This is a genomic window from Streptomyces sp. NPDC001927 (genome assembly GCF_053594455.1).
The window spans coordinates 84,340-106,958 of the sequence record NZ_JBSFEN010000016.1 but is presented as its reverse complement, the minus strand read 5'-3'; the positions used below and the strand labels follow the sequence as shown (position 1 = coordinate 106,958).

Sequence of the window (22,619 nt, the reverse complement as noted above, 5' to 3'; positions counted from 1 at the left end):
TGCCGGTGCCGCCGCCGACGGCGGGCAGGCAGGACGCGGCGGAGACGATGCCGCTGCTTCTGCCGGGGATCGCGGATGCGCCGAAGGGCGGGGAGGGTCCGGAGGCTTCGGGTCCGGGGCCGGGTCCAGGTCCGGGTCCAGGCCTGGGGGAGCCGTACGACCCGTACGACACCGACCTGTACGGCGAGGAGGGCTACGGCGACGAGTCGTACGAGCCCGAGCGCCCCGTCACGCGGCGGCGCGGCGCCCTCGTGGCGCTGGCGGCGGCGGTCGCGGTCGCCGTGGTCGCCACGGCGGCGATCGCGACGGGGCTGCTCGGCGACGGCGGGACGGACGACCGGGCGGCCGTGCCCACGCCCACGGTCAGCGCGTCGGAGAACGTCGTCGTGTCGGAGGCTCCGTCCTCCCCTTCGTCGTCACCCCCGCCGCCCCCCACGGCCTCCGCCTCGCGCTCGGCGTCCCCCTCCGCCTCGCCGACGGCCACCCGGTCGCCGGCGGCCACCTCCACGGGCACCACGCCGACCGGACGGCCGACGCCCTCGGCCACCCGGACGACGACGGCACCCACACCGACCCGTCCCCCCACCCAGGCCGCACCGGGCCCGACCCTGCGCTACGGGGACACGGGAGCCGAGGTCGAGGAGCTGCAGCGGCGGCTCACGCAGGTGTACGCGTACGACGGCGACATCGACGGCAGATACTCCCGGCAGGTGCGGCGGGCGGTGGAGTGGTTCCAGTCGTACCAGTACATCGAGGAGGACGAGGAGGGCGTGTACGGCCCGGAGACGCGCCGCGCACTGGAGGCGCAGACGACGGGCTGAAGCCGGCCCGAGGTCACGGGCCGAGGCCGCCCCGGAGTCCGACCGAGGCCGGCCCGAGGTCCGCGATGCGGGACGGATTGGCGGAGAGGGCCCCTCGTTTTGTATCGTCGAGGAACAAAGTGGCCCCGCCCGCACCCCCTGACCGGCGGGCGGGACCGCTCTGCTCTCCCCCCACCCCTCCGGAGAACCCTGATGCCCACGCTCACGACGCACGCCCTCCTCCTCGACATGGACGGCACCCTCGTCAACTCGGACGCCGTCGTCGAGCGCTGCTGGCGGCGCTGGGCGGAGCGGCACGGGCTCGACGCGGACGAGGCGCTCAAGGTCGTCCACGGCCGCCAGGGGTACGCGACGATGGCCGTCCTCCTGCCGGACCGGCCCATGGAGCAGAACTACGCGGACAACCGCGTGATGCTCGCCGAGGAGACCGCCGACCTCGACGGCGTGGTGCCCGTACCGGGCGCCCCGGCCTTCATGGCCGCCATCGACGACCTCCCGCACGCCCTCGTGACCTCGGCGAACGAGGCCCTCGCCCAGGCCCGGATGGGCGCGGCGGGGCTGCGGATGCCGGGGACCCGGGTGACGGCGGAGCACGTCGGCGCGAGCAAGCCTGACCCGGAGGGCTTCCTCAAGGGCGCGGCGGAACTGGGCTTCGACCCGGCGGACTGCGTGGTCTTCGAGGACTCCGAGGCCGGCATCCAGGCGGGCCGCGCGGCGGGCATGCGCGTGGTGGGCGTGGGCCCGAGGGCAGCGGCCTTCGCCCCGGACGTCCACGTCACGGACCTCACGGAGATCACGGTCGAGGCCACGGAGGACGGCATCCGCCTGACGTTCGCGGAGTAACCCCAGAGGCCGCCCGCCCACCCTCTAACCCCGGAGGCCCACCCTCTGCCTCTCCGAGGCTCACCGGGCCCCCATCCCCGCACCACCCTCCAGCCCCCGCTCCCGCACGAAGGCCCCCCGGGCGACCAGCTCTAGCACCGCCGCGACGGCCACGGCCTGCACCACCATCAGCGCCACCAGCACGAACAGCTGCACCGCGCCCGCCTCCCACGGCGAGGCGCCGCCCAGCAGCATGCCCACGAACGCGCCCGGCAGCGTCACGAGTCCGACCGTCCGCGTCTGGTCGAGCCCCGGCAGCAGCGCGTCCGACGCGGCCCTCCGCGCCACCTCCAGGCGCGCCTCCCGCTCCGGCAGCCCGAGCGCGAGCCCCGCCTCCACCTCGCCCCACCGCGTCTCCAGCTCGTCCAGCGCCCGCCGCCCGCCCAGGACGGTCGCGGTCAGCGCGCCGCCGATGAGGATGCCGGTGACCGGGATGAGCGCCACGCCCCGTACCGGTACGAGCCCGGTGAGCAGCAGCACCCCGACGACCGGCCCGACGCCCGCCGCGATCGGCACCGCGGCCCACCGGCGGCCGTGCCCCGCGCCGGGGACGACGCGCCGTCCGGCGGTCCAGACGGCGACTCCGTACATCACCACCAGGAAGCCGAGCAGCAGCGGCAGATACCGCATGACCCAGCCGATCACGAGCGACACCGCGATCAGTTGGACGGCCGCGCGCCCGCCCGCGACCAGGGAGTCGCGGGCGCGGCCGAGTTGGGCGAACGCGACGACGCCCGCGGCCACGAGCAGCAGAACGGCGAGAACCACCGCAAAGGTGACGTTCACTTCCAGAAGCACACGCCAACCCTAGGGCCAGGAAACGGAACTGTCGTTCCGTCACACCCCTTGATGTGACGTGCCCATGTCGCCACCCTGTTACCTGGCGCACCCCCCACCGAAACCTGGCGCCGCCACGATGACCGGGCGCCGGGCGCACCCGCCCGCACAGGCACCCGCCCACAAAGGCACCCGCCCACACAGGCACGCCCGCACAGGCACCCGGACAGCACCACCAAGGAACCGGCAATCCCCCCACACACCCGCACCCCCACCTCCCAGGGAGTCCGCATGCCCGCCGCAAGCGCAACCAGCACCCCCACGATCAACGTCTACGCGCGTGGAACGGCCCGCCGCATAGCCCGCCGCGCGACCGTTCTCGCCGCCACCGCCGCCCTCTCCGTCACCGGCCTCCTCGCCACCGCGCCGAGCGCCCAGGCGGCCATGCCGACGCCGGTCAGCGCGGCCACGGCCCGTACGTACCTCGCCTCGCTCACGGTCAAGGCGGAAGGTTCCTCCTCCGGCTACAGCCGGGATCTCTTCCCGCACTGGATCACCCAGTCCGGCGCCTGCAACACCCGCGAGGTCGTCCTCAAGCGCGACGGCTCCGGCGTCGTCCAGGACTCCAGCTGCGCGGCCGTCAGCGGCACTTGGTTCTCCGAGTACGACGGCGCGACCTGGACGGTCGCCTCCGACCTCGACATCGACCACATGGTGCCGCTCGCCGAGGCCTGGCGCTCGGGCGCGAGCTCCTGGACCACCGCCAAGCGCCAGCAGTTCGCGAACGACCTGACCCGCCCGCAGCTCATCGCCGTCACGGACAACGTGAACCAGTCCAAGGGCGACCAGGACCCCGCCGAGTGGCTGCCGTCGCGCACCTCGTACCGCTGCACGTACGTCCGCGCGTGGGTGCACACGAAGTACTACTGGGGCCTGAGCGTCGACTCCGCCGAGAAGAGCGCCCTCCAGTCCGTCCTGAACGGCTGCTGAGACGGCGGCTGAGATCGCTTCCGCCACCCCTCTGTCGTTCCGTACGGTACGGGCTTGGAACGACAGAGGGGGACGGGAAGAACGATGGCGGCCGGACTGAGGCTCGGACCACTGCTGCGGTACGTCGACGGGGTCACGGGCGACTCCGCGACGATCTGGGTCGAGACGGACCGCCCGTGCACGGCGGAGGTACGCGGCATCACCGGCACCTCCGGGGCCGGCGGCTCCTCCGGTGTCTCCGGGGCCGGCGGCTCCACCCGCACCTTCCAGGTGGCGGGCCACCACTACGCCCTGATACCGGTGACGGGTCTGACCCCCGGCACGACGACGGAGTACGAGGTACGGCTCGACGGCCGCACGGTCTGGCCGCAGCCGGACTCCCGCTTCCCTCCGAGCACCATCCGCACCCCCTCCCTCTCCCCCTCGGGGCCTGAGGGCGAGGTCAAGGTGGCGTTCGGCTCGTGCCGCTGGGCTGCGAAGCCCGCCAAGGGCAGGGACCCGGTCGGCCCGGACGCGCTCGACACGCTCGCGACGCACCTCGCGGCCGACCCCGAGGCGGCCGAACGCCCGGACCTGCTGGTCCTGTTGGGCGACCAGGTGTACGCGGACGAGACCTCGGCCGACACCCGCCGCTGGCTCGCGGCCCGCCGGGACCCGCGCGACCCGCCGGGTTCGGAGGTCGGGGAGTACGAGGAGTACACCCGGCTCTACGACGAGTCCTGGGGCGACCCCGAGGTGCGCTGGCTGCTCTCCACCGTCCCCAGCTGCATGATCTTCGACGACCACGACGTCATAGACGACTGGAACACCAGCGCCGCCTGGCTCGCGCGGATGCGGGCCACCCACTGGTGGGGCGAGCGGGTGCTGAGCGGACTGATGTCGTACTGGGTGTACCAGCACCTGGGCAACCTCTCCCCCGCCGAGCTCGACGCCGACCCGCTGTACGCGGAGATCCGCTCCGTACCCGACGGCACGGACCGGCTGCGGCGGTTCGCGGCGGAGGCGGACGCCGATCCGGCGTGCGTGCGCTGGAGTTACCGCAGGGACCTCGGGCGGACCCGGCTGCTGATGATCGACACCCGGGCGGCCCGCCTCCTGACGGAGGGCGCGCGGGCGATGCTGGACCCGGCGGAGGCGGCCTGGGTGCGCGAACAGGCGCTCGTGGACCGGGGCTCGTACGACCATCTCCTCGTCGGCACCTCGCTGCCCTGGCTCATGCCGCCCCTGATCCACGACGCGGAGGCCTGGAACGCGGCCCTGTGCCGGGGCGAGCGCGGCGGCCCCGGGGGCCGCTGGGCGCGGTTCGCGGAGGATCTGCGGCAGCGGGCGGACCTGGAGCACTGGGCGGCGTTCCCGTCCTCGTTCGAGGCCCTGACGCGACTGCTCGCGGAGGCGGGCAGCGGCCCGGAGGCGCCGGCGACGGTGTGCGTCCTGTCCGGGGACGTGCACCACGCGTACGTGGCGGAGCCCGACTGGACGGAGGGGGCGGTCGAAGCGCCACCCGAGGCGCGGGTGGTGCAGCTGACCTGCTCGCCCCTGCACAACGCGATCCCGCGCTCGGTACGTCTGGGCTTCCGCTTCGGCTGGAGCCGCGCGGGCCGCGCCCTGGGGCGCGCGCTGGCCCGCCACGGCCGAGCGGGCCGCCCGCTGATCGACTGGCGCCGGGCGGGAGGCCCGTGGTTCGGCAACCAGCTCATGACGCTGACCCTGCGCGCCCGTTCGGCCCGGCTGACGCTCATCCAGGCGCGGGGGAACGGGCGGCTGGAGAAGATCGACGAGCGGAGTCTCGAAAGGAGTTGAGCGGGGCGGGGGCCTCCTCGGGCGAGCTCCGGGGGCGACAGGACCGAATGTTGAAGTTGCAAGTACTACTCAGGCATGCCTAACCTGTCGACCTCATCGGTTCCGTCCCCCCGCGTCCCGACCCCTCGGGACCGACTCGACCGAAGGAGTCCCCCCATGAGCCCCAACCCCAACTCCAATCCCCATCCCCAGCCCCATCCCCAGCCCCTGGGCGACCGACTGACCCAGGCCCAGCCGTACGCACTCGCTGGGTTCCGCATCGTCATAGGCCTGCTCTTCGCCTGCCACGGCGCCGCCACGCTCTTCGGCGTCCTCGGTGACGGCCCCACGGCCACGGCCGGCACCTGGCCGGGCTGGTACGCGGCGGTGATCCAGCTGGTCGCGGGCGTCCTGGTGCTCGTCGGCCTGGGCACCCGTACCGCCGCCTTCCTCGCCTCCGGCTCGATGGCGTACGCGTACTTCTCGGTCCACCAGCCGGAGGGGCTCTTCCCGCTGGAGAACAGCGGCGAGAGCTCGGCGCTGTTCTGCTGGGCGTTCCTGCTGCTCGTCTTCACCGGGCCGGGCGCCCTCGCGCTCGACCGGGTCTTCGGCGGAGCCCGCGAGGAGCGGCGGAGCGAGCCGGTCGCGGCGTAGCGGCGAGGACGGACGTCATCCGTACATGAGCGGATTCCGGCCCCTGCCGGAATCCGACCCCCACCGCCGCGTACGCTTCTGCGCTGTGAACGTGCTCGACAGCATCGGGTCACTGCGGTCGCTGACCGCGGGCCCCTGGATCTACGCGGCGGTGGCCACGTCGGTACTGCTCGACGTCTTCCTGCCGGTGCTGCCGAGCGGAATCCTGGTGATCACGGCCGCGACGGCGGCGGCGACCGCCACCGCGGCCTCCCCGGACGTACCGTCCGTCGTCCCGCTCCTCCTCGTCGCGGCCACGGCCTCGGTGCTCGGCGACTTCGTCGCGTACCGGCTGGCGTGGCGCGGCGGGGCCCGGCTCGACCGGGCGATCTCCCGCTCCCGCAGGCTGACGCGCGCGCAGGAACGTCTCGGCACCGCCCTCGCGCGCGGCGGCGGCCTGTTGGTGGTGATCGCGCGGTTCGCCCCGGCGGGCCGCTCGGTGGTCTCCCTGGGCGCGGGCGCGGCGAAGCGCCGGATCGTCGACTTCCTGCCCTGGTCGGCCCTCGCGGGGGTGGCCTGGGCGAGCTACAGCGTGGCGCTCGGCTGGTTCGGCGGGCTGTGGCTGGGCGCGACCTGGGTGGGCGTGGGCGTCTCCGTCCTCGCCCTGTTCCTGGCGGGGGCGCTGGCGGCCTACGTCATACGGCGTCCGGCTGCGGCTCCCGCACCGGCTCCGGCTTCTTGAGCCCGCGCACTTCGAGCCGGTCGAGGAGTCGTGCGGTCGCGTCGGCGATCTCGTCGACGGCCTGATCGAACACCTCGCGGTTGTGCGCGGCGGGTCGGTGGAAGCCGGACACCTTGCGGACGTACTGCAGGGCGGCGGCGCGAATGTCGTCCTCGGTGGCCTCGTCGGGGAGGACCGGGGGCCGAAGGGTCTTGATGCTGCGGCACATGCCTCCAGTGTCGCGCAAGCCACTGACAGCAGCCCGGGGGCTACGACGTACGTGTCCGCGGGGCTACGACGTAAGCCCGCGCCGACTCCTGGCATTGATCTCGGCGGCCCGGGCCCGGAGCTCACGCATGGGAGTGGCGAGCTGGACGTCCCGGGGATCGGCCTCCCACTCGCGGCCGCCGTTGACGGGCCGGATGAGGTAGCGGCCGGCGACGCTGTCGACGTAGAAGCCGACAAGCCCGGTGGCAGTGTCGCGTACGAGGTCACCGACCTCGGGAGTTGCCTGCACGAATGCCTCCGTCCCGTAGCGAGGGATCTCTAGAGATACACCCAGAGAAGCCCGATGACTCCCCCCTGTCAACGTATCTCTAGAGATGTCCCCCGATGGATGGATCACTCGCACACGTCGGCGCAGACGCGTGCACCAGGTCGCCGGAGTGCGCCGTAGGGTGTCCCGCAGACGAAGGGAGTGGTCCACCCATGACTGACCAGGACAGCGGTCGTCGGCCCAAGTACCAGCGCATCGCCGACGAGTTGAGAACCGCCATCCAGTCAGGCGCCTTCGCCCCCGGCGACCGGCTCCCCGGTGAGAACGATCTGATGACCACGTACGAGGTGGCGAGGATGACGGCCCGACAGGCGCTCTCGGTCCTGCGCAACGAGGGCCTGGCGGAGGCCCGCAAGGGCGCCGGCGTCTTCGTGCGCACGTTCCGCCCGCTGCGCAGGCGGGGCATCCCCCGGCTGGCGCAGGACCACTGGGGCACGGGCCGCTCGGTGTGGTCGGCGGACATCGAGGACCGCGCACTGGTGGTGGACCAGATCGAGGTGGCCGGAACGACGGCGGACGCGCGAGTGGCGGGGGCCCTGGGCCTCCCGACCGGCGCACCCCTCTGCATCCGAAGCCGCCGCTTCATCCTGGACGACAAGCCGGTCCTGCTGTCGGTCTCGTACCTCCCGGCGACCCTGGCTCAGGACACCCCGATCGCGACTCCGGACACGGGCCCGGGCGGCACGTACGCACGACTGGCCGAACTGGGCCACCAGCCGGTCCACTTCCGCGAGGAGATCCGCTGCCGCATGCCGACGGCGGACGAATCGGAGCGATTGGCACTGGAGTTCGGCACGCCGGTGATCTTGATCGCCCGTACGGCGTTCACGGAGAAGGGGGTGGCGGTGGAGCTCAACGAGATGACGCTGGACTCGGCGTCATACGTACTGGAATACGACTTCGACGCCTAGCCCTGACTGCGAGACCGGGCCCCAGGCACTCCGGTGTTCTGCTGCACATCGGCATTGACCTGCCCACCAAGGGTCATGACATTCAGGGTCGCCGAATTCTCACTGGCGATGGCCTTCTCGACACGAGCGACAAGAAGGGTGAAGCATTCCCGCTCGGAGAGCCCGTGGTAGGGCCCGACGCGCGCGGCGAAATAGACCCGCTCGTGCCCGAGAAGCTGCTCGGTGGACCGATAGTTCTTCCACTGCTCGCGATACCGATACACGCTCTCCAACGACACGGAGGCGACGACGACAAGGCTGAGCACGGTGGCGGTGACCTTGGCGAACCCAAGATCCAGATTGACGAGCACAGGCACGAGCGCCCCACCGACAACAGCCAGCGTGCGCATGCGCAGATGCATGGCCTTCATCTTGGTGGCCTTGACGTCGTACCACTCCTGATACTGCGTCAACCGACTCTCGACATACCGCTCGGCCGTCATCACGCCGCCCACCTCAGCATCCGGCGCATCCCCCACATCAACCATGCCCGGAGTACACCCTTCCCACCCCACACAGTCAACCGCCACCGCGAGCTGCGCGCCCCGCCGTGCGACGGATGCCCACTTGCGCTGCTCACCCCTACCCCGCACGGTTTCGTTGAAAGCTGCTCGGCACAGAGGCGCCACCACGAGCCCCTCGCGGTCAAAGGCCCGCAGCCATGATCAGCGAGGGGCCTTCGAACCGGTGCGGGCCGAGGTGGTCGAGAGACGGCTCCGACGCCGTGATCGCACCAACCGCAGCAAGACTATTCCAGCCGGCGGGGATGCGGTCCGGAGACGAAGTCGAGGATGTCGCGGACCGCTTCGCGCAAGGTGCCGAAGTGGCGATGCACCCCGTCCACCGCTGCGGGGGCGTTGACGCCCCACACCGTCATCCCGGCACGCAGCCCGGACTGCACCCCGGAGAGGGCGTCCTCGATGACAAGACAGTCCTCCGGTAGCGCACCAAGTCGCGCAGCAGCCTGCAGGTACGGGACCGGCGACGGCTTGCCTTCCTCCACAGCGGCCGCATCCACGAGAACTTCCGGGACCGGCAAGCCCGTCCGCGCGAAACGTCCCCGCACCCGGTGCTCATAGTTCGAAGTCACCAGCGCCCAGGCCCCGGGCCGCAACGCACTCAGCAGCTGCGAGGCACCGTCGAAAGCCGCATAGACGCCGCACCGGACGTCCTCGTCCTCCAGCTCGTGCAGTACGGCAAGGCACTTCTGAGGGTCCTGGTCGGGAGCGACCTGCGCGAAGGTCTCCAGAGGCCTCGTGCGCAGCGCGACGCGGTAGACCTCATCAGCGTCCAGCCCGTACCGCTCCGCCCACGTTCGCCAGACCAGGCGCTGATTGTCCACGGCGTCGATCAACGTGCCATCGACATCGAACAAGACATAGCTCATCGCACCAGACCGGCCGGGTTCACTGATCACGCGTCGATCATGCCATCAGGCTCTGAGCAGGCGGTTTGCGGGCAGGACGCGAAGAACGCCACGGACCACGGTTGGCCACTACCGTCAAAGGCCCCGGACCATGATCGGTCCGGGGCCTTTGTGCTGGTGGGCGCGGACGGTTTCGAACCGCCGACATCTGCTTTGTAAGAGCAGCGCTCTACCCCTGAGCTACGCACCCGTGGAGTGAGGCAACAGCGTACATGGCCCATGGGTGGGTCCCGCAAACCGGTTCTTCACGGGGGATAGCCCCACCATCGAGGGGGTGGTCGCCGGATCGTGGTGGGCGGGGGGCGTGCGTAGGTTGGGGGCGTCCGTTTGTGGGGTTGGGGGTTGTTGTGCGTCGTGGTCGTGCGTTGGTCCTTGCTGGGGTCGTCTTGCTGGGGGGTGCTGGGTGTGGGAGTGGTGATGTCGGGCGGGCTCCCGTTGAGGAGAAGAGCTTCGGCTTCTCCGGGGACACGCTCGTCGTCGATTCCGACGACTCCGAGCTGGTGATCGTGCCCGCCGACGTCAAGGACGTGCGGGTCAGTCGGCAGGTCGACGGGTGGGTGTTCCTGGGTAATGGGCCCGATGCCTCCTGGGGGCTCAAGGACGGGCGGCTCACTCTGCGGGTCGAGTGCGATGCCGTGGCCTCCGACTGTGAGTCCGTTCATCGGATCCAGGTGCCCCGCGGTGTCGCCGTCACCGTCGAGGACGACAACGGGAAGGTGACGGCCGAGGGGTTCCAGTCCGATCTGAAAGTGCGGTCGAACAACGGGGCCGTCCTCGTGCGGGGGTCCTCCGGGGCCCTCGATCTGACCAGCGACAACGGGGAGGTCGTCGTCGAGGGCGGCACCACCTCCCAGCGGGTCGTCGCGCGGTCCGACAACGGGGCCGTGCGGATCTTGCTCAGTGCTGTGCCAGTGAGTGTTGATGTTGTCAGTGACAATGGTTCCGTTGATCTCGCGCTGCCCAGCGCCTCTTACGACGTCGACGGGCGTAGTGACAACGGGAGCGTGGAGATTGATGTGCCCACGCGACCCGGCAGCGCCCATGTCGTGAGCGCTCGGAGCGAAAACGGGGAAGTCGTCGTCCGTACCGCGAACTGACGGGCCCGTGTGTTCGTCCTTACCTGGTGGGAGAATGAACCGGACCGGGGCACGGCGGGACAACAGCGCGGGAGAGGGACGTGGCGGCTACTCACCGTAGGGGTGCATCCATGCGTGCCTTGGGCGGGAGGGTGGAGGGGGTAGGGCCTGGTCCTGTGCGGCTTGGGCTTATGTTGCCTCTGCTCGTGCTCGGGCTGCTTCCCGCCGCCTTCGCCTCGGGTGGCAACCGGCGCTGGTTCGGTGGGCGTGGTGAGAGTCAGCGGGCCGAGGCGCAGGCCGCCAAGGACGCCGCCGCCGCCGCGTTCTACGAGCTGGACACCGCCCAGCGCGATCTGCGGATCTCCATCGAGACGATCACCGCCGTCGACGACTCCCCCGGCGCCCGTCGGGCCGTCGACGGCTTCGCCGCCCTCGGCCGGCGGATCGACGAGGTCAGCCACGCCTACATCACCGCCGTCGACGCCCACGACCTCGACCGCGACGAGCTCGACGCGGCCACCGCCAACCGCGCCCGCGGCGAGCTGACCCGTGCCAAGGACGAGCTCGTACGGGTCAAGGGCGAGCTCGACCGGTTCGAGCAGGGGCTCGGGCCGCTCCTCGACACCGCCGAGACCCAGCTCGCCCGGCTCGCCCCCGCCGTGGAGCGGGCGCGACAGGCGCTCCGGAACGCGAGCACCGCTCTCGACACCGCCCGCGAGGCCGGGCTCCGCGCCGACGACCTCGCCACCCGGCTCGCCCGCCTCGGCCCCGAACTCACCCGGCTCAACGAGGGCGCCGGCCGTCACGGCGTCGCCGAGACCCTCCAGCGCGCCGACCGCGTCCTGCGCGACGCCGAAGCCGTCCGCACCGAGGCCGAGCGCCTCCCCGAGCGGGCCGCCGAGACCAGCAGGCGCCTGGTCTCCCTCCGTACCCGCGCCGAGGCGCTCACCACCCGGGCCGGCGGCGTCGAGCCCATCCTCTCCGAACTCCGCCGCCGCTTCTCCGCCGCCTGCTGGCAGGACCTCCAGCACGTGCCCGACCAGGCCGCCGAGACCGTCCGCAAGGCCGAGGAGAAGCTCACCGAGGCCGCCAAGGCCCGCGACGAGCAGCGGTGGCCCGACGCCACCAGCCTCCTCGCCACCGCCCGCGCCCTGCTCAACTCCACCGACGAGGCCGTCTCCGCCGCCGGCGACCGGCTCCGCCGCCTCGACGCCGTCGCCAAGAACCCGCAGGACGAGATCGACCGCGCCCGCTTCGCCGTCCGCGACGCCCAGCGCCTCGCCATGGCGGGCCGGAACACCCCCGACCCCCGCCACGCCCGCCCCCTCGACGACGCCGTCGCCCGGCTCGACCGGGCCGTCCATTCCCTGGAGGAGGGCCGCCACCCCGACTACTGGCACTTCCTCACCGAGCTGGAGGCCATCCGCGCCTCCGCCGCCCACGTCGTCGAGCAGATCCGGGAGGACCGGGGCGGCGGCCGGCACCGCTAACCTCGTCACCATGCCTCGTTACGAGTACCGCTGCCGCTCCTGCGGAGACACCTTCGAGCTCAACCGGCCCATGGCCGAGTCCTCCGCCCCCGCCTCCTGCCCCGCCGGGCACGAGGACACCGTCAAGCTCCTCTCCGCCGTCGCCGTCGGGGGGACCGCCCAAGCAGCCCCCTCCCAAGGCGGTGGCGGTGGGTGCTGCGGTGGCGGCTGCTGCGGCTAGCGCCCGCGCCGGCAGGCTCTAGCTGCCCAGGTAGCGCAGGACCGCCAGGACCCGTTTGCTGTAGCCCTCGCCCCCGACCGTCAGTTCCAGCTTGTCGAAGATCGCGTTGATGTGTTTCTCCACCGCGCTCCGCGACACGTGCAGCCGGCCGGCGATCGCCGCGTTCGTGTGGCCCTGGGCCATCGCCGCGAGCACCTCGCCCTCCCGGGGCGTGAGCCGCGCCAGTGGATCGGTGTGCGTGGTGCGGACGAGCAGTCTGCGGACGACCTCCGGGTCGAACGCCGTCCGCCCCTCGCCCACCCGTTCCAGGGCGTCCAGGAACTCGTCCACCTGCGCCACCCGGTCCTTGAGCAGGTAGCCGACCGCGCCCGACTCGCCCGTCAGCAGCTCGGTGGCGTACCGCCGCTCCACGTACTGGGAGAGCACGAGCACCCCGACCTCCGGGCGCTCCCGCCGGATCTCCAGGGCCGCCCGCAGCCCCTCGTCGGTGTGCGTGGGCGGCATCCGGACGTCGGCGACGACCACGTCCGGCGGGTCCGCCCGGACCGCCGCGAGCAGCTCGGTCCCGGTGCCGACCGCCGCCGTCACCTCATGGCCCTCCTCGACCAGGAGCCGTACAAGCCCCTCCCGTAGCAGCGTCGAGTCCTCCGCCAGGATCACGCGCACGGCAGGACCGCCCGTACGACCGTCGGCCCGCCCGCCGGGCTGTCCACCGCGAACCGCCCGTCCAGCGCCGCCGCCCGGCTCGCGAGCCCGCTCAGGCCGCTGCCCGACGCGTCCGCGCCACCCACCCCGTCGTCCGTCACCCGTACACTCAACTCCTCACCTTCCAGGGTTACTTGTACGTCGATACGGGTCGCGCCCGCGTGCTTGACCACATTGGTGACCGCCTCCGAGACGAGGAAGTACGCGACCGTCTCCACCGCCCTCGGGAGCGGCCGCCCCACGACGTACCCGAGCCGTACGGGCAGCGGGCTCCGCTCGGCGACCGTCTCCAGGGCCGCCCGCAGGCCGCCCTCGTCGAGCACGGCCGGGTGCACCCGCCAGGCCACCTCGCGCAGTTCGGCCAGCGCGCGGCGGCTCTCCTCGTGGGCCTGGAGCAGCAGCGCGTCGGCGGCCTCCGGGTCCCGGGCCCGGAGCCGGCGGGCGCGGCCGAGGAGCATGCCGAGGGCCACGAGCCGCTGCTGGACGCCGTCGTGGAGGTCGCGCTCGATCCGCCGCCGCTCGTCGTGCACGACCTCCATCACCTCGGCCCGGCTCGTCGCGAGCTGGGCGATCCGGGCCTCAAGGGCGTCGGCGTGGCGGGGCCCGAGGAAGTACCGGGCAAGGCCGTCCTCCAGGGCGACGACGCCGAGCGCGCCCTGGGCGGAGAGGAAGAGCAGGAAGAACCCGCCGACGCTGCTGAACGCGACCAGCCAGGGGTGGTTGATGTCGGTGATCAACCAGCCGTAGAAGACAAAGGTGCCCAGGCCGAGTCCGTACGCGGCGCAGCCGAGCACGACCGCGCCGAGGAGGCCGAGCGGCCAGCGGGCGGCGAGGTACCGCGCGGCGGCGCCGTCCTCGTGGACCGGGGGCAGGCGGGTGTCGAGGAGGCGGCCGAGCCGGGCGCGTTCGAGGCGGGTGAGGGCGCGGGCCGCGGCGGTCACCGGGCGCAGCACGGCCCGTCTGCCGCGCGGCCAGGCGAGCACGGGCAGCAGAGCGATACCGGCCAGGACGCAGCCGAGCAGCTCCAGCACGGCGGTCCCCGCACCGAGGCCCAGACCGAGCCCGAGCCGCAGCCAACGGGCGAGGTACGCGACGATCCGCGCCCGCCCCTCCTCGGAGGCGGGCGCATCAGCGGTCCGCAGCGCGTTCGTCATGAACCGTCACGCTAGCCCGAGCGCACCACCGCCCGCCCTGCGGAAAACCGCACTACTGACGCGCTACCGACGCACTACCGACTTTCAACGCCCGACTCTTCACGCCTGACGCCTCACCCCTCACGCCTCACGCCTGACTCATCACGCCCGACTCTTCAACGCCCGACTCCTCACGCCTGGCTCTTCACGCCCGCCTTCGCCTGCTGCCCGGGCAGCGTGACCGACGCGGCGTGCTCCGCCACCGCCGTACGGAACCGGCGGAGGATCTCCTCACCGGCCGCCACGCCGCGCTCGGCCAGCACGTCGAGGTGCGGGGCGGTCCAGGACGTGTCGGCCAGCTCGCCGTGGCCCGGGCGCCAGGCGCGGTCGGCGGCGAGCAGCAGGTCCGCGTCGAGGAGCGAGTCGCCGGCGGCCAGGACGAGGCCCGCGCCGCAGCGCCGGGCTACCTCGCGCATCGCCGCGCTCTTGGTGAGCGGCTTCGGCACCGCGTACACCTTGCGGCCCTGGAGCGAGACCGTCCAGCCGCGCTCCTCCGCCCACTCGCCGAACCGCTTCAGCCACTCCTCCGGCATCCGCTCGCGCTCCACCACCAGGTACGCGAACAGGTCCTCGGCCACCCGGTGCTTGCGCACCCAGGACAGGTCGGTGGTCGCGGTGAAGTACGCGCGGATCTCGGAGAGCGGCGCGCACTCCTCCGCGAGCCGGCGCAGCACGGAGGCGTGCCAGTCGCCGTCGGCGAGGCCGTCGACGAGGATGTGCCCGCCGTTGGCGCAGATCGCGTACGCCGGCGCGGTGCCGGGGAGCTGGATCCGCTGGTACTGCTTGCGGGTGCGGGTCGTCGTGGGGACGAAGACGGCCTCGGCGGCCAGCTGTTCGAGGAGTCCGGCCGCCTCCTCGGTCAGGTACGAGAGCGGCTTCGACTCGTGCACCTCGACGCTCAGCAGCCGAGGCGCCTGCGCGTCCGGCATGCCGAGCGCGAGCGCGGCAGAGGAGTAGATCAGCGTGCGGTCGAGGTCGCTCGCGACCATCACCGTGCTGTTCACCGAAGTCACTGCGCAACCACCGTCTTTCCGTCGGCGCCCGTGGCGCCCCTTGTGAACTGGGGATGGATCAGACCCACGCAGGTGTACGGCAGTCCGTCGACCTCCTCGACGGGGACTCCGCGCTGCTCGGCGAGGAGGCGTACGTGGGCGAGGTCGGCGCCCGCGCCGCGCTTCGCGAGGATCTTCCAGGGGACGCGGCGCAGCAGGACCCGGGTGGTCTCGCCGACGCCGGGCTTGACCAGGTTGATGTCGTGGATGCCGTACTCCTCGCTGATCCGCTCGACGGCCGCCCAGCCCTCCCAGGTGGGCGTGCGGTCGGCGGCGAGGAGCTCCTTGACCGCGGTGTCGACGTCCTCGGCGACGTCGTCGTAGTGGGCGGCCACGGCGTCGAGGAAGGCGTTCGAGACATCGGCGCCGGCCAGTTCGCGGTAGAACTTGCCGCCGTGGAAGTCGTCCGGTCCGACGAGGTCGGCGCGGAGGACGGTCCTCGATATCAGGCCGGAGACGGTCGAGTTGAGGCAGGCGGAGGGGATGAGGAAGTCCTCGCGGGTGCCGTAGGTGCGGACGCAGGAGCCGGGGTCGGCGAGGACGGCGATCTCCGGGTCGAATCCGGGGAACGCGCGGAGCGCCTCGGCCAGTTCGCGGGTGATGGCGCCCTTGCCGGTCCAGCCGTCGACGAAGACGACGTCGGCCGGGTCGTGGTGGGCGGCGAGCCAGCGCAGCGCGTTGGCGTCGATCCCGCGGCCGCGGACGATGGAGACGGCGTAGTGGGGTAGTTCGAGGCCGTGCCGGGCCTGGGCCCAGCGGCGCATGAGGACGCCGACGGGGGTGCCGGCCCGGGCGAGGGAGACGAGCACGGGCGTGCCCTTCTTCTCAGCGAGGACGGTCTCGGTGACGGTGCCGACCGCGCGGGCGATCCGGGCGGCGGAGGTCTCCAGGGCGGCGTGGAAGAGCTCCTGGTACTGGTCGCTCGGCTGGTACTCGACCGGCAGCGACTCGGCGTAGTGGGCGCCGCCGCTCTGGATGGCCTCCTCGCGCTCCTCGGTCGGGGCCTCGAGCTCGACGTCCGAGAGGTCCTGGAGCAGCCAGCCGACCTCCTCGGGGGCGTACGAGGAGAAGGCGGGGCCGCGGAGGGGCTCGGACAGCATGGAGCTCCTTTCGGGAGCTTCGGTGGCGGGAGCTTCGGTGGCGGGAGCGGATGCGTGCGCGGGTACGTACGACGGGACCACCGCGAGGACCACCCGCGGGATGTGCCCGGCCAGCTGGGCCAGCAGGCCGTCCTCGGCGTGGAGCTCCGGGGTGTCGGCGACCGAGTCGACGACGGCCACGACCGCGTCGAAGCCGGCGCCGGCCACGTTGTACGCGTACCGCTCGCCGGGGCCGTCGGCGGGCGTGTCGTGGGCGGGGAAGACGAGCCGGGTCCTTATCGCGTAGCCCGGGTCGTCGACCGCGAGGACGGGCGAGCGGGTGGTCGTGGAGTACGAGACGTCCCGTCCGGCCCGCTCCAGGGCGACGGCGAGCCGCAGCGGCGCGTACATCAGCTCCTCGAAGCCGAGCACGAGCACCCGCCGCGCGCTCCCGAGGGCCGCGTCGAGGCGCTCGGTCATGGCGGGCAGGGCCTCGTCCAGGGCGGCGGCGTGGGGCGCGCGGAAGCCGTGCCGGCCGCCGTCCGGGACGTCGGCGGGCCAGCCGAGGTCGACCCGTACGGGGGCCGTGCGGGGCGCCCGGGGCGGCGGGACGGGCGCGGCCCCGTGAGCGGTCTCGTGGGCGGTCTCGTGGGCGGACCCGTGCGCGGACCCGTACGCGGCCTCGTGGGCGGCCGCCTGCTGCGCGGCCTCCTCCGCGGCGACCAGCGCCTGGCCCTTCTCCAGGACCCCCTCCGGGAGCCGTACGGTGCCGGCCGCGCCGGTCACCAGGTCGACGCGGGCGCCGATCTCCTGGGCGAAGCCCGCCAGGCGGCCGAGGTCGGCGGCGGAGCGCATGTCGACGAGGGCCACGACCACGTACCGCTCGCGCGGGTAGCGCTCGTGCAGGTCGCGGATGGTGTTGAGGACGGTGTTGCCGGTGGAGAACTCGTCGTCGACGAGGACGAGCGTCCCGTCACCGGCCAGCAGCTTGGGGTCCTCGGGGAGCAGCAGGTGCGAGGTGGCGTGGGAGTGGGACTCCTCGAAGCCGCCCGCGCTCGGCACGCCGTCCACGGGCCGCCGGGTGGAGTGCAGGTACGGGGCGTGGCCGAGGCCGTCGGCGACCGAGTGGCCGAGACCGGTGGCCGTCTCCGCGTACCCGAGGACCACGGCCCGCGCGGCCTCCTCGTCGCCGAGCAGCTCGCGCACCCGCAGACCGAGCGAGAAGCCCGCGCCGTGGACGACGCTCGGCCGCTGGGGCACGTGCTTGCCGAGCACGTTGGAGACCAGCAGATGCGCGCGCCTGGGGTTGCGGCGCAGCGCGAGGCCCAGCAGGCCAGGGAGCTGCTCGTCGCCGTCCAGTTCGACGCCGAGTCGCTCGGCGACCCACGTTCCCGACCACACCACGTTCCGGTTCACCTTCCGTCAGCCGGCCAGGCCGGCGGTGAGCAGATCGACGAAGCCGACGTCCTCATGGGCGACGCCGAAGACCTCGGCGCGCATGAGGGTCCGTTCGGCCCACGCGCGATGCGGCTTCACCTCGTTCATCTTGTTCGTGTACGCGGAGCGCAGCACGCCGCCCCCGCCGCGCTCGGGGCGCAGGATGTCCTGCGCGTCGCTGTACTCCTCGTGGGTGACCACGGAGAGTGCGTGCACCGGCACCACGTGCGTGGGGTGGATGCAGGTCTTGCCGAGCAGGCCGTTGGCCCGGTCGAGTTCGATCTCGCGCAGCAGCCCGTCGAGGTCGTGCTCGATGAGCGCGGTGCGCAGGTCCTCGGCGCGGCCCTCCAGGAAGGGGCTGCGGCGCAACTGGGGCTTGAACATGCGCTCGCCGAGCCGGAAGTACTCCCAGACGGGTCCGGTGATGGTGAAGCCGGTGCCGTCGGAGCGGCCGAGGACGTTGACGACGTCGGCGATGACGTTGGCGACGAGCTGGACGTCGTAGGCCGTCATGTCGGGCGAGCGGCGCAGTCCGTAGGCGGAGCAGAAGTCGGTGACGCCGAGGCGGAGCGCGAGGACCCGGTGGCGGTACTTGTCGACGGTCGTGGCGATGCCGGCGAGGGTCTCGGCGCGGGTCTCCAGGTGGAGCAGCTCGGGCGACTCCAGGACGGGCATGGCGAAGAGTCTTCTGCCGCTCGACCGCTCGGCGGTGGTGAGGGCCTCCAGGAAGGCCCGGCCGCGGGTCTCGGTGAACTTGGGCAGTACGAATCCGGACAGCAGACGGACGGTGTCTCCGAGGCGGCTGACCAGATCGGTGATCTGGTGGGGCTCGCGGACCCGGATGAAGAGCAGGGGTACGTCCGGGCCGCCGGGGTCCGCCTCGGTGAGCCGGGCGAGCTCGGCGAACTGGTGGACGAGGTTGCTCTCGGCGGCCTCCACGTCGGCGTCGGCGATGGAGTCCTCCAGGCACAGCACCATGGAGACGACCCCGCGTGCGGCCTGTTTGCGCACGTCGTCGGCGAGGCGCGGGCGGGTCGCCGGGCTGTAGAGAGTGGCTCCCAGGGCGACGGCGAGCGTGCTCGCGGGGGCGTCCGCCGTGAACTCGGCCGGCTCCTGGTGGAAGAGTCCGGCTCTCGCGGAGGCCGGGATGTGCCCGAAATGACGCATGTGACTCCCCGGACTGCCTCGGTGGGCCCTGACAACATGTGGCCGGTAATAGTACGTAGGTGCGGGTGTCCTTAGTTCCCCTCGTGTATGAAATCCAAGTAACTCGTCCGCATACGTCTCAAGCCTCGCATGCGCCGAGGTGGGACGACGCGCGGTTCGGTACGGCCCCCGCGTTGTCCGGCGGGCGGGCGGGAAGGCAGGATGACGGTCATGACGCACGCGATGCTGAAGGGCTCGAACGTCCCTCTCGACACCGCGGCCGTACGGGCCGTGCTCCGCTGGACCCCGGGCCCCGGGGTCCCCGACGTGGACGCCTCGGCGCTGCTGCTCGGCGCCGACGGGCGCGTGCGCTCCGACGAGGACTTCGTCTTCTACAACCAGCCGCGCCATCCCTCGGGACTGGTGCGCCGGCTGCCGAAGAAGCGGGTGGCCGAGGGGCTGACGGACACCGTGGAGGCCGAGCTCGGCCGGCTCGACCCGTCGGTCGACCAGGTGGTGATCGCGGCCTCCTCGGACGGCGACACCTTCGGCCGCGTCTCCGACCTGCGGATCCTGCTCTACGACGCGACCGCGGCGGACCGGGAGCCGCTGGCCCTGTTCGACGTGAAGGCGGAGACGGGCGAGGAGACCGCCATCATCTGCGGCGAGCTGTACCGCCGCGGGGACGGCTGGAAGTTCCGTGCGGTCGGGCAGGGCTATCCGACGGGTCTCGTCGGTCTCGCCACCGACTTCGGGATCTCCGTCGACGACGGCACGGAGGAGGCCGGTACGGCGCCGGACTCCGGCTCCACACCGGCGCGGGGGCAGGATCGTGCCGCGGCCGTCGACCTCGACGCGACGGTCGTCCAGTCGCCCTCGGCCGGCCCCGGCCCCGTACCGCCTGCGCCGCCGACCGTGCCGCCGCAGCCGACCACTCCCCCGGTCTCCGCCCCGCCCGGCTACGGCTACCCGCAGCCGGTCACGGGCGACCGCCCGGGGTACGGCTACCCGCAGCCCGCCGCTTCCGCCGCGCCCGCCCCCGACCCGAACTTCCGGCTGCCGCCGATGGGACCGCAGTTCGCCCGCCCGTGACACCACCGGTCAGGCCTTGGTCTTGTAGCCGCGCCCCCACTGCAGACCCCAGCCGTAGAGCCGGTCCAGCTCGGCCTGGAAGCCGTACACGAACTTCACCTCGCGGCGGACGATCAGCTCGTCCTTGACCTTCTCGACGCTGAACACGGCACAGGAGCGGGCCTGCGGGGCCCGCTCGTCGAGTTCGATCTCGATCCGCGGCCCGTTGCTGGGGTAGAGCGTCACCTTGGCGTGCGTGCGGTCGAAGGCCGGGGTCTGGTCGTAGATGTAGACGAAGAAGAGCAGCCGCTTGATCTCGTCGCGGTGGTCGAGGTTGACGAATATCGTCTCGCCGGACGAGCCGCCGAACCGGTCGTCGCCGCTCAGGTTCACGTACGGCGGGGCGTTCAGCGAGCCGAAGAAGCTGCCGAGCGGCTGGACGACGCCCTTGCTGCCGTCGGCCAGCTCGTACAGGCAGCCGAGGTCCAGGTCGACGTTGACCATGCTCTGGGTGTGCGCCTGGACGACCTCGGGCTTGAAGAGCTTCGAGGGGTGGCGCAGCAGCTGGCCGCTCTGCCGGGAGCGGCCCTCGATGTCGGAGGTGCGCATCCGCCAGGAGAGGTTGACGCGCAGATTGCCGGTGGCGGCGCCCTGTTGGGTGAGGGAGACCGTCGGCCGGCGCTTGGTGAGATCGATGGTGTTGCTGGCGGCGCTGCCCGAATCGAACTGCGCCCACGCCCTCCCCGGAAAAAGGCCGTCCCAGAAGCCCACGCGCCCCACCCCCCACTCGGAAACCCGGTCGTACGCCGCGGGGCGGCCGGGTGCACCGGCCGCCCCGCAGTGAAGCGTTCCTCATTGCCGGGGGTGTCACACCCCGGACGACACCTCGGTCTTGCCCGAGGAGTCAGCTTTTCCCTCGGCCGCCGCGAGGGCCTTGTTGCGGCGCACGGAGGACCAGAACGACCAGCCGATGAGGGCGACACCGATGAGGCCGGTGACGAGCTCGGGGATCTGGTACCGGATGCTGACCATCAGGATCAGGGCGAGAGCGCCGATGGCGTAGTGGGCGCCGTGCTCCAGGTAGACGTAGTCGTCGAGGGTGCCCTGGCGGACCAGGTAGACCGTCAGCGAACGGACGTACATGGCACCGACGCCGAGGCCGAGCGCCATCAGGACGATGTCGTTGGTGATGGCGAAGGCGCCGATGACACCGTCGAAGGAGAACGACGCGTCGAGGACCTCGAGGTAGAGGAACATGAAGAAGGCGGCCTTGCCGGCCAGCTGCACGGCGGAGACCTTCTTGCCGCTGCGCTTGGCCTCCTCCTCGGCCTCGTGCTCGCGCTCCTCTTCCTCCTCCAGCTTGTTCTCGAAGAAGCCGGAGAGACCGCCGACGATCAGGTACGTGATGAGGCCGAAGACGCCGGAGAGCAGGACGGTCGACGTCTTGTCGGCGTGTCCGGCGTGCTGGTGGGCCTGGGTCGCGAAGGTCATGGCGCTGATCGCCAGGACGATCAGGGCGATGCAGACCGACAGCATGTCGATCTTGCCGAGCTTGGCGAGCGGCCGCTCCAGCCAGCCGAGCCACTTGATGTCACGGTCCTCGAAGATGAAGTCGAGGAAGATCATCAGCAGGAACATCCCACCGAAGGCCGCGATCGAGGGGTGCGCGTCGGTGACGAGCTGCTCGTAGCGCTCGGCGTCGTTGAACGCGAGATCGACGGCCTCGATCGGGCCGATCTTGGCGCTGATCGCGACGATGACGACGGGGAAGACCAGCCGCATGCCGAAGACGGCGATCAGGATGCCGATCGTGAGGAAGATCTTCTGCCAGAAGGCATTCATCTTCTTCAGGATTCCGGCGTTGACCACCGCGTTGTCGAAAGACAGCGAGATCTCGAGGACGCACAGGATCGCGACGATCCCGAACGCTTCCCACCCCCCGTAGAGCACCGCTGCGACCAGTCCGAGCGCCGTGATGGCGAACGACCAGCCGAAGGTTTTCAGTACCACTGTCTACCCCATCGTGTAATTACGCGGCTTTACGAAACGTTGACCCCGAAGTCTAGAGCGATGCCCCGGAGGCCGGACGCGTACCCCTGTCCGACCGCCCGGAACTTCCATTCGCCTCCGTACCGGTACAGCTCGCCGAAGATCATCGCGGTCTCGGTGGAGGCGTCCTCGGAGAGGTCGTAACGGGCGAGTTCCTGGCCGTCCGCGCGGTTCACGACGCGAATGAAGGCATTGCTGACCTGGCCGAAGGTCTGGCCGCGATTGTCGGCCTCGTGGATCGAGACCGGGAAGACGATCTTGTCGCAGTGGGCCGGGACCCTGACCAGGTCCACGATGAGCGACTCGTCGTCGCCGTCACCCTCGCCGGTGAGGTTGTCGCCGGTGTGTTCGACGGAGCCCTCGGGGCTCTTGAGGTTGTTGTAGAAGACGAAGAACTCGTCTCCCATCACCCGGCCCGACTGGCACAGCAGGGCACTGGCGTCGAGGTCGAAGGGGGCTCCGGTGGTGGAGCGCGCGTCCCAGCCGAGGCCGACCAGCACCTGGGTGAGGTTGGGTGCGGCCTTGGAGAGGGAGACATTGCCTCCCTTGGCGAGCGTGACGCCCAT

Annotated in this window: 24 protein-coding genes and 1 tRNA gene; 11 read left to right on the top strand and 14 right to left on the bottom strand. The window is 71.8% G+C overall.

What is annotated here, in order from left to right; all coding sequences use genetic code 11:
- Positions 1-47: 47 nt before the first annotated feature.
- Positions 48-821 (top strand): peptidoglycan-binding domain-containing protein, encoded by a 774-nt coding sequence (locus tag ACWCO8_RS35180; protein WP_451035605.1) that lies wholly within the window; start codon positions 48-50, stop codon positions 819-821.
- Positions 822-1,013: 192 nt separating this feature from the next.
- Positions 1,014-1,664 (top strand): HAD-IA family hydrolase, encoded by a 651-nt coding sequence (locus ACWCO8_RS35175; RefSeq protein ID WP_451035604.1) that lies wholly within the window; start codon positions 1,014-1,016, stop codon positions 1,662-1,664.
- Positions 1,665-1,724: 60 nt separating this feature from the next.
- On the opposite strand, the gene ACWCO8_RS35170 is transcribed toward ACWCO8_RS35175, so the two are convergent.
- Positions 1,725-2,501, bottom strand: coding sequence for an ABC transporter permease (locus ACWCO8_RS35170; RefSeq protein ID WP_451035603.1), 777 nt, complete (start codon positions 2,499-2,501; stop codon positions 1,725-1,727).
- A 270-nt stretch (positions 2,502-2,771) separates the two neighbouring features.
- Here ACWCO8_RS35170 and ACWCO8_RS35165 point away from each other — a divergent pair, with 270 nt between their 5' ends.
- The 4 genes from ACWCO8_RS35165 (at position 2,772) to ACWCO8_RS35150 (ending at position 6,624) form a co-directional block, all read left to right on the top strand.
- Complete coding sequence (locus tag ACWCO8_RS35165) at positions 2,772-3,470, top strand: HNH endonuclease family protein (protein ID WP_451035602.1); 699 nt, start codon at positions 2,772-2,774, stop codon at positions 3,468-3,470.
- Between the two features lie 84 nt (positions 3,471-3,554).
- The gene (locus tag ACWCO8_RS35160; protein WP_451035643.1) at positions 3,555-5,270 is read left to right on the top strand and encodes an alkaline phosphatase D family protein; all 1,716 of its coding nucleotides are present in this window, start codon (positions 3,555-3,557) and stop codon (positions 5,268-5,270) included.
- Positions 5,271-5,426: 156 nt separating this feature from the next.
- Positions 5,427-5,903, top strand: coding sequence for a DoxX family protein (locus tag ACWCO8_RS35155; RefSeq protein WP_451035601.1), 477 nt, complete (start codon positions 5,427-5,429; stop codon positions 5,901-5,903).
- Positions 5,904-5,994: 91 nt separating this feature from the next.
- Positions 5,995-6,624: a DedA family protein gene (locus ACWCO8_RS35150; protein WP_362015365.1), complete on the top strand. Its 630-nt coding sequence runs from the start codon at positions 5,995-5,997 to the stop codon at positions 6,622-6,624.
- Here ACWCO8_RS35150 and ACWCO8_RS35145 read toward each other — a convergent pair.
- Both ACWCO8_RS35145 and ACWCO8_RS35140 read right to left on the bottom strand, forming a co-directional pair.
- Positions 6,578-6,832 carry a DUF2277 domain-containing protein gene (locus tag ACWCO8_RS35145; RefSeq protein ID WP_451035600.1) on the bottom strand — a complete coding sequence of 85 codons (255 nt, stop codon included), beginning with the start codon at positions 6,830-6,832 and terminating at the stop codon, positions 6,578-6,580. The genes ACWCO8_RS35150 and ACWCO8_RS35145 overlap by 47 nt on opposite strands.
- A gap of 63 nt (positions 6,833-6,895) precedes the next feature.
- Positions 6,896-7,120, bottom strand: a complete 225-nt coding sequence (locus ACWCO8_RS35140) for a hypothetical protein (protein ID WP_362015290.1) — start codon at positions 7,118-7,120, stop codon at positions 6,896-6,898.
- A gap of 191 nt (positions 7,121-7,311) precedes the next feature.
- On the opposite strand from ACWCO8_RS35140, the gene ACWCO8_RS35135 reads away from it, so the two are divergent.
- Positions 7,312-8,070 carry a GntR family transcriptional regulator gene (locus ACWCO8_RS35135; protein ID WP_451035599.1) on the top strand — a complete coding sequence of 253 codons (759 nt, stop codon included), beginning with the start codon at positions 7,312-7,314 and terminating at the stop codon, positions 8,068-8,070.
- Here the strand turns inward: ACWCO8_RS35135 and ACWCO8_RS35130 are convergent.
- From ACWCO8_RS35130 to ACWCO8_RS35120, 3 genes are all read right to left on the bottom strand, one after another.
- The gene (locus tag ACWCO8_RS35130; protein WP_362015284.1) at positions 8,067-8,597 is read right to left on the bottom strand and encodes a DUF4231 domain-containing protein; all 531 of its coding nucleotides are present in this window, start codon (positions 8,595-8,597) and stop codon (positions 8,067-8,069) included. The genes ACWCO8_RS35135 and ACWCO8_RS35130 overlap by 4 nt on opposite strands.
- Positions 8,598-8,857: 260 nt before the next feature.
- Positions 8,858-9,526: an HAD family hydrolase gene (locus tag ACWCO8_RS35125; protein ID WP_451035598.1), complete on the bottom strand. Its 669-nt coding sequence runs from the start codon at positions 9,524-9,526 to the stop codon at positions 8,858-8,860.
- Between the two features lie 124 nt (positions 9,527-9,650).
- Positions 9,651-9,725: transfer RNA gene (locus ACWCO8_RS35120), tRNA-Val, on the bottom strand.
- Between the two features lie 175 nt (positions 9,726-9,900).
- On the opposite strand from ACWCO8_RS35120, the gene ACWCO8_RS35115 reads away from it, so the two are divergent.
- From ACWCO8_RS35115 to ACWCO8_RS35105, 3 genes are all read left to right on the top strand, one after another.
- Complete coding sequence (locus ACWCO8_RS35115; protein WP_451035597.1) at positions 9,901-10,632, top strand: DUF4097 family beta strand repeat-containing protein; 732 nt, start codon at positions 9,901-9,903, stop codon at positions 10,630-10,632.
- A gap of 110 nt (positions 10,633-10,742) precedes the next feature.
- The gene (locus ACWCO8_RS35110) at positions 10,743-12,101 is read left to right on the top strand and encodes a hypothetical protein (RefSeq protein WP_451035596.1); all 1,359 of its coding nucleotides are present in this window, start codon (positions 10,743-10,745) and stop codon (positions 12,099-12,101) included.
- A 10-nt stretch (positions 12,102-12,111) separates the two neighbouring features.
- On the top strand, positions 12,112-12,321 hold the full coding sequence (locus tag ACWCO8_RS35105; RefSeq protein ID WP_362015246.1) for an FmdB family zinc ribbon protein: 210 nt from the start codon (positions 12,112-12,114) through the stop codon (positions 12,319-12,321).
- An 18-nt stretch (positions 12,322-12,339) separates the two neighbouring features.
- Here ACWCO8_RS35105 and ACWCO8_RS35100 read toward each other — a convergent pair whose 3' ends face one another.
- The 5 genes from ACWCO8_RS35100 to ACWCO8_RS35080 all read right to left on the bottom strand — a co-directional run bounded on the left by ACWCO8_RS35100 (position 12,340) and on the right by ACWCO8_RS35080 (position 18,954).
- Complete coding sequence (locus ACWCO8_RS35100) at positions 12,340-12,987, bottom strand: response regulator transcription factor (RefSeq protein WP_451035595.1); 648 nt, start codon at positions 12,985-12,987, stop codon at positions 12,340-12,342.
- The gene (locus ACWCO8_RS35095) at positions 12,978-14,180 is read right to left on the bottom strand and encodes a sensor histidine kinase (RefSeq protein ID WP_451035594.1); all 1,203 of its coding nucleotides are present in this window, start codon (positions 14,178-14,180) and stop codon (positions 12,978-12,980) included. Before ACWCO8_RS35095 ends, ACWCO8_RS35100 begins: the two co-directional genes overlap by 10 nt.
- Before the next feature lie 170 nt (positions 14,181-14,350).
- Positions 14,351-15,208 (bottom strand): HAD family hydrolase, encoded by an 858-nt coding sequence (locus ACWCO8_RS35090; RefSeq protein WP_451035642.1) that lies wholly within the window; start codon positions 15,206-15,208, stop codon positions 14,351-14,353.
- Between the two features lie 20 nt (positions 15,209-15,228).
- Positions 15,229-17,754: a phosphoribosyltransferase gene (locus ACWCO8_RS35085; protein WP_451035593.1), complete on the bottom strand. Its 2,526-nt coding sequence runs from the start codon at positions 17,752-17,754 to the stop codon at positions 15,229-15,231.
- 18 nt (positions 17,755-17,772) lie between these two features.
- Positions 17,773-18,954 carry an HpcH/HpaI aldolase/citrate lyase family protein gene (locus ACWCO8_RS35080; protein ID WP_451035592.1) on the bottom strand — a complete coding sequence of 394 codons (1,182 nt, stop codon included), beginning with the start codon at positions 18,952-18,954 and terminating at the stop codon, positions 17,773-17,775.
- 201 nt (positions 18,955-19,155) lie between these two features.
- Between ACWCO8_RS35080 and ACWCO8_RS35075 the strand changes: the two genes are divergently transcribed.
- Positions 19,156-20,025, top strand: a complete 870-nt coding sequence (locus ACWCO8_RS35075; protein ID WP_451035591.1) for a TerD family protein — start codon at positions 19,156-19,158, stop codon at positions 20,023-20,025.
- A gap of 9 nt (positions 20,026-20,034) precedes the next feature.
- Here the strand turns inward: ACWCO8_RS35075 and ACWCO8_RS35070 are convergent, their stop codons facing one another.
- From ACWCO8_RS35070 to ACWCO8_RS35060, 3 genes are all read right to left on the bottom strand, one after another.
- Positions 20,035-20,775: a TerD family protein gene (locus tag ACWCO8_RS35070; protein ID WP_451035590.1), complete on the bottom strand. Its 741-nt coding sequence runs from the start codon at positions 20,773-20,775 to the stop codon at positions 20,035-20,037.
- Between the two features lie 96 nt (positions 20,776-20,871).
- Positions 20,872-22,014 (bottom strand): DUF475 domain-containing protein, encoded by a 1,143-nt coding sequence (locus ACWCO8_RS35065; protein WP_362015227.1) that lies wholly within the window; start codon positions 22,012-22,014, stop codon positions 20,872-20,874.
- 29 nt (positions 22,015-22,043) lie between these two features.
- Complete coding sequence (locus ACWCO8_RS35060) at positions 22,044-22,619, bottom strand: TerD family protein (RefSeq protein WP_451035589.1); 576 nt, start codon at positions 22,617-22,619, stop codon at positions 22,044-22,046.

Coding starts and splice junctions, on each gene's coding strand:
- ACWCO8_RS35180 (WP_451035605.1), top strand. CDS start 48: ATGCCGCTGCTTCTGCCGGGGATCGCGGATGCGCCGAAGGGCGGGGAG.
- ACWCO8_RS35175 (WP_451035604.1), top strand. CDS start 1,014: ATGCCCACGCTCACGACGCACGCCCTCCTCCTCGACATGGACGGCACC.
- ACWCO8_RS35165 (WP_451035602.1), top strand. CDS start 2,772: ATGCCCGCCGCAAGCGCAACCAGCACCCCCACGATCAACGTCTACGCG.
- ACWCO8_RS35160 (WP_451035643.1), top strand. CDS start 3,555: ATGGCGGCCGGACTGAGGCTCGGACCACTGCTGCGGTACGTCGACGGG.
- ACWCO8_RS35155 (WP_451035601.1), top strand. CDS start 5,427: ATGAGCCCCAACCCCAACTCCAATCCCCATCCCCAGCCCCATCCCCAG.
- ACWCO8_RS35145 (WP_451035600.1), bottom strand. CDS start 6,832: ATGTGCCGCAGCATCAAGACCCTTCGGCCCCCGGTCCTCCCCGACGAG.
- ACWCO8_RS35135 (WP_451035599.1), top strand. CDS start 7,312: ATGACTGACCAGGACAGCGGTCGTCGGCCCAAGTACCAGCGCATCGCC.
- ACWCO8_RS35130 (WP_362015284.1), bottom strand. CDS start 8,597: ATGGTTGATGTGGGGGATGCGCCGGATGCTGAGGTGGGCGGCGTGATG.
- ACWCO8_RS35110 (WP_451035596.1), top strand. CDS start 10,743: ATGCGTGCCTTGGGCGGGAGGGTGGAGGGGGTAGGGCCTGGTCCTGTG.
- ACWCO8_RS35105 (WP_362015246.1), top strand. CDS start 12,112: ATGCCTCGTTACGAGTACCGCTGCCGCTCCTGCGGAGACACCTTCGAG.
- ACWCO8_RS35095 (WP_451035594.1), bottom strand. CDS start 14,180: ATGACGAACGCGCTGCGGACCGCTGATGCGCCCGCCTCCGAGGAGGGG.
- ACWCO8_RS35090 (WP_451035642.1), bottom strand. CDS start 15,208: ATGGTCGCGAGCGACCTCGACCGCACGCTGATCTACTCCTCTGCCGCG.
- ACWCO8_RS35080 (WP_451035592.1), bottom strand. CDS start 18,954: ATGCGTCATTTCGGGCACATCCCGGCCTCCGCGAGAGCCGGACTCTTC.
- ACWCO8_RS35075 (WP_451035591.1), top strand. CDS start 19,156: ATGACGGTCATGACGCACGCGATGCTGAAGGGCTCGAACGTCCCTCTC.
- ACWCO8_RS35060 (WP_451035589.1), bottom strand. CDS start 22,619: ATGGGCGTCACGCTCGCCAAGGGAGGCAATGTCTCCCTCTCCAAGGCC.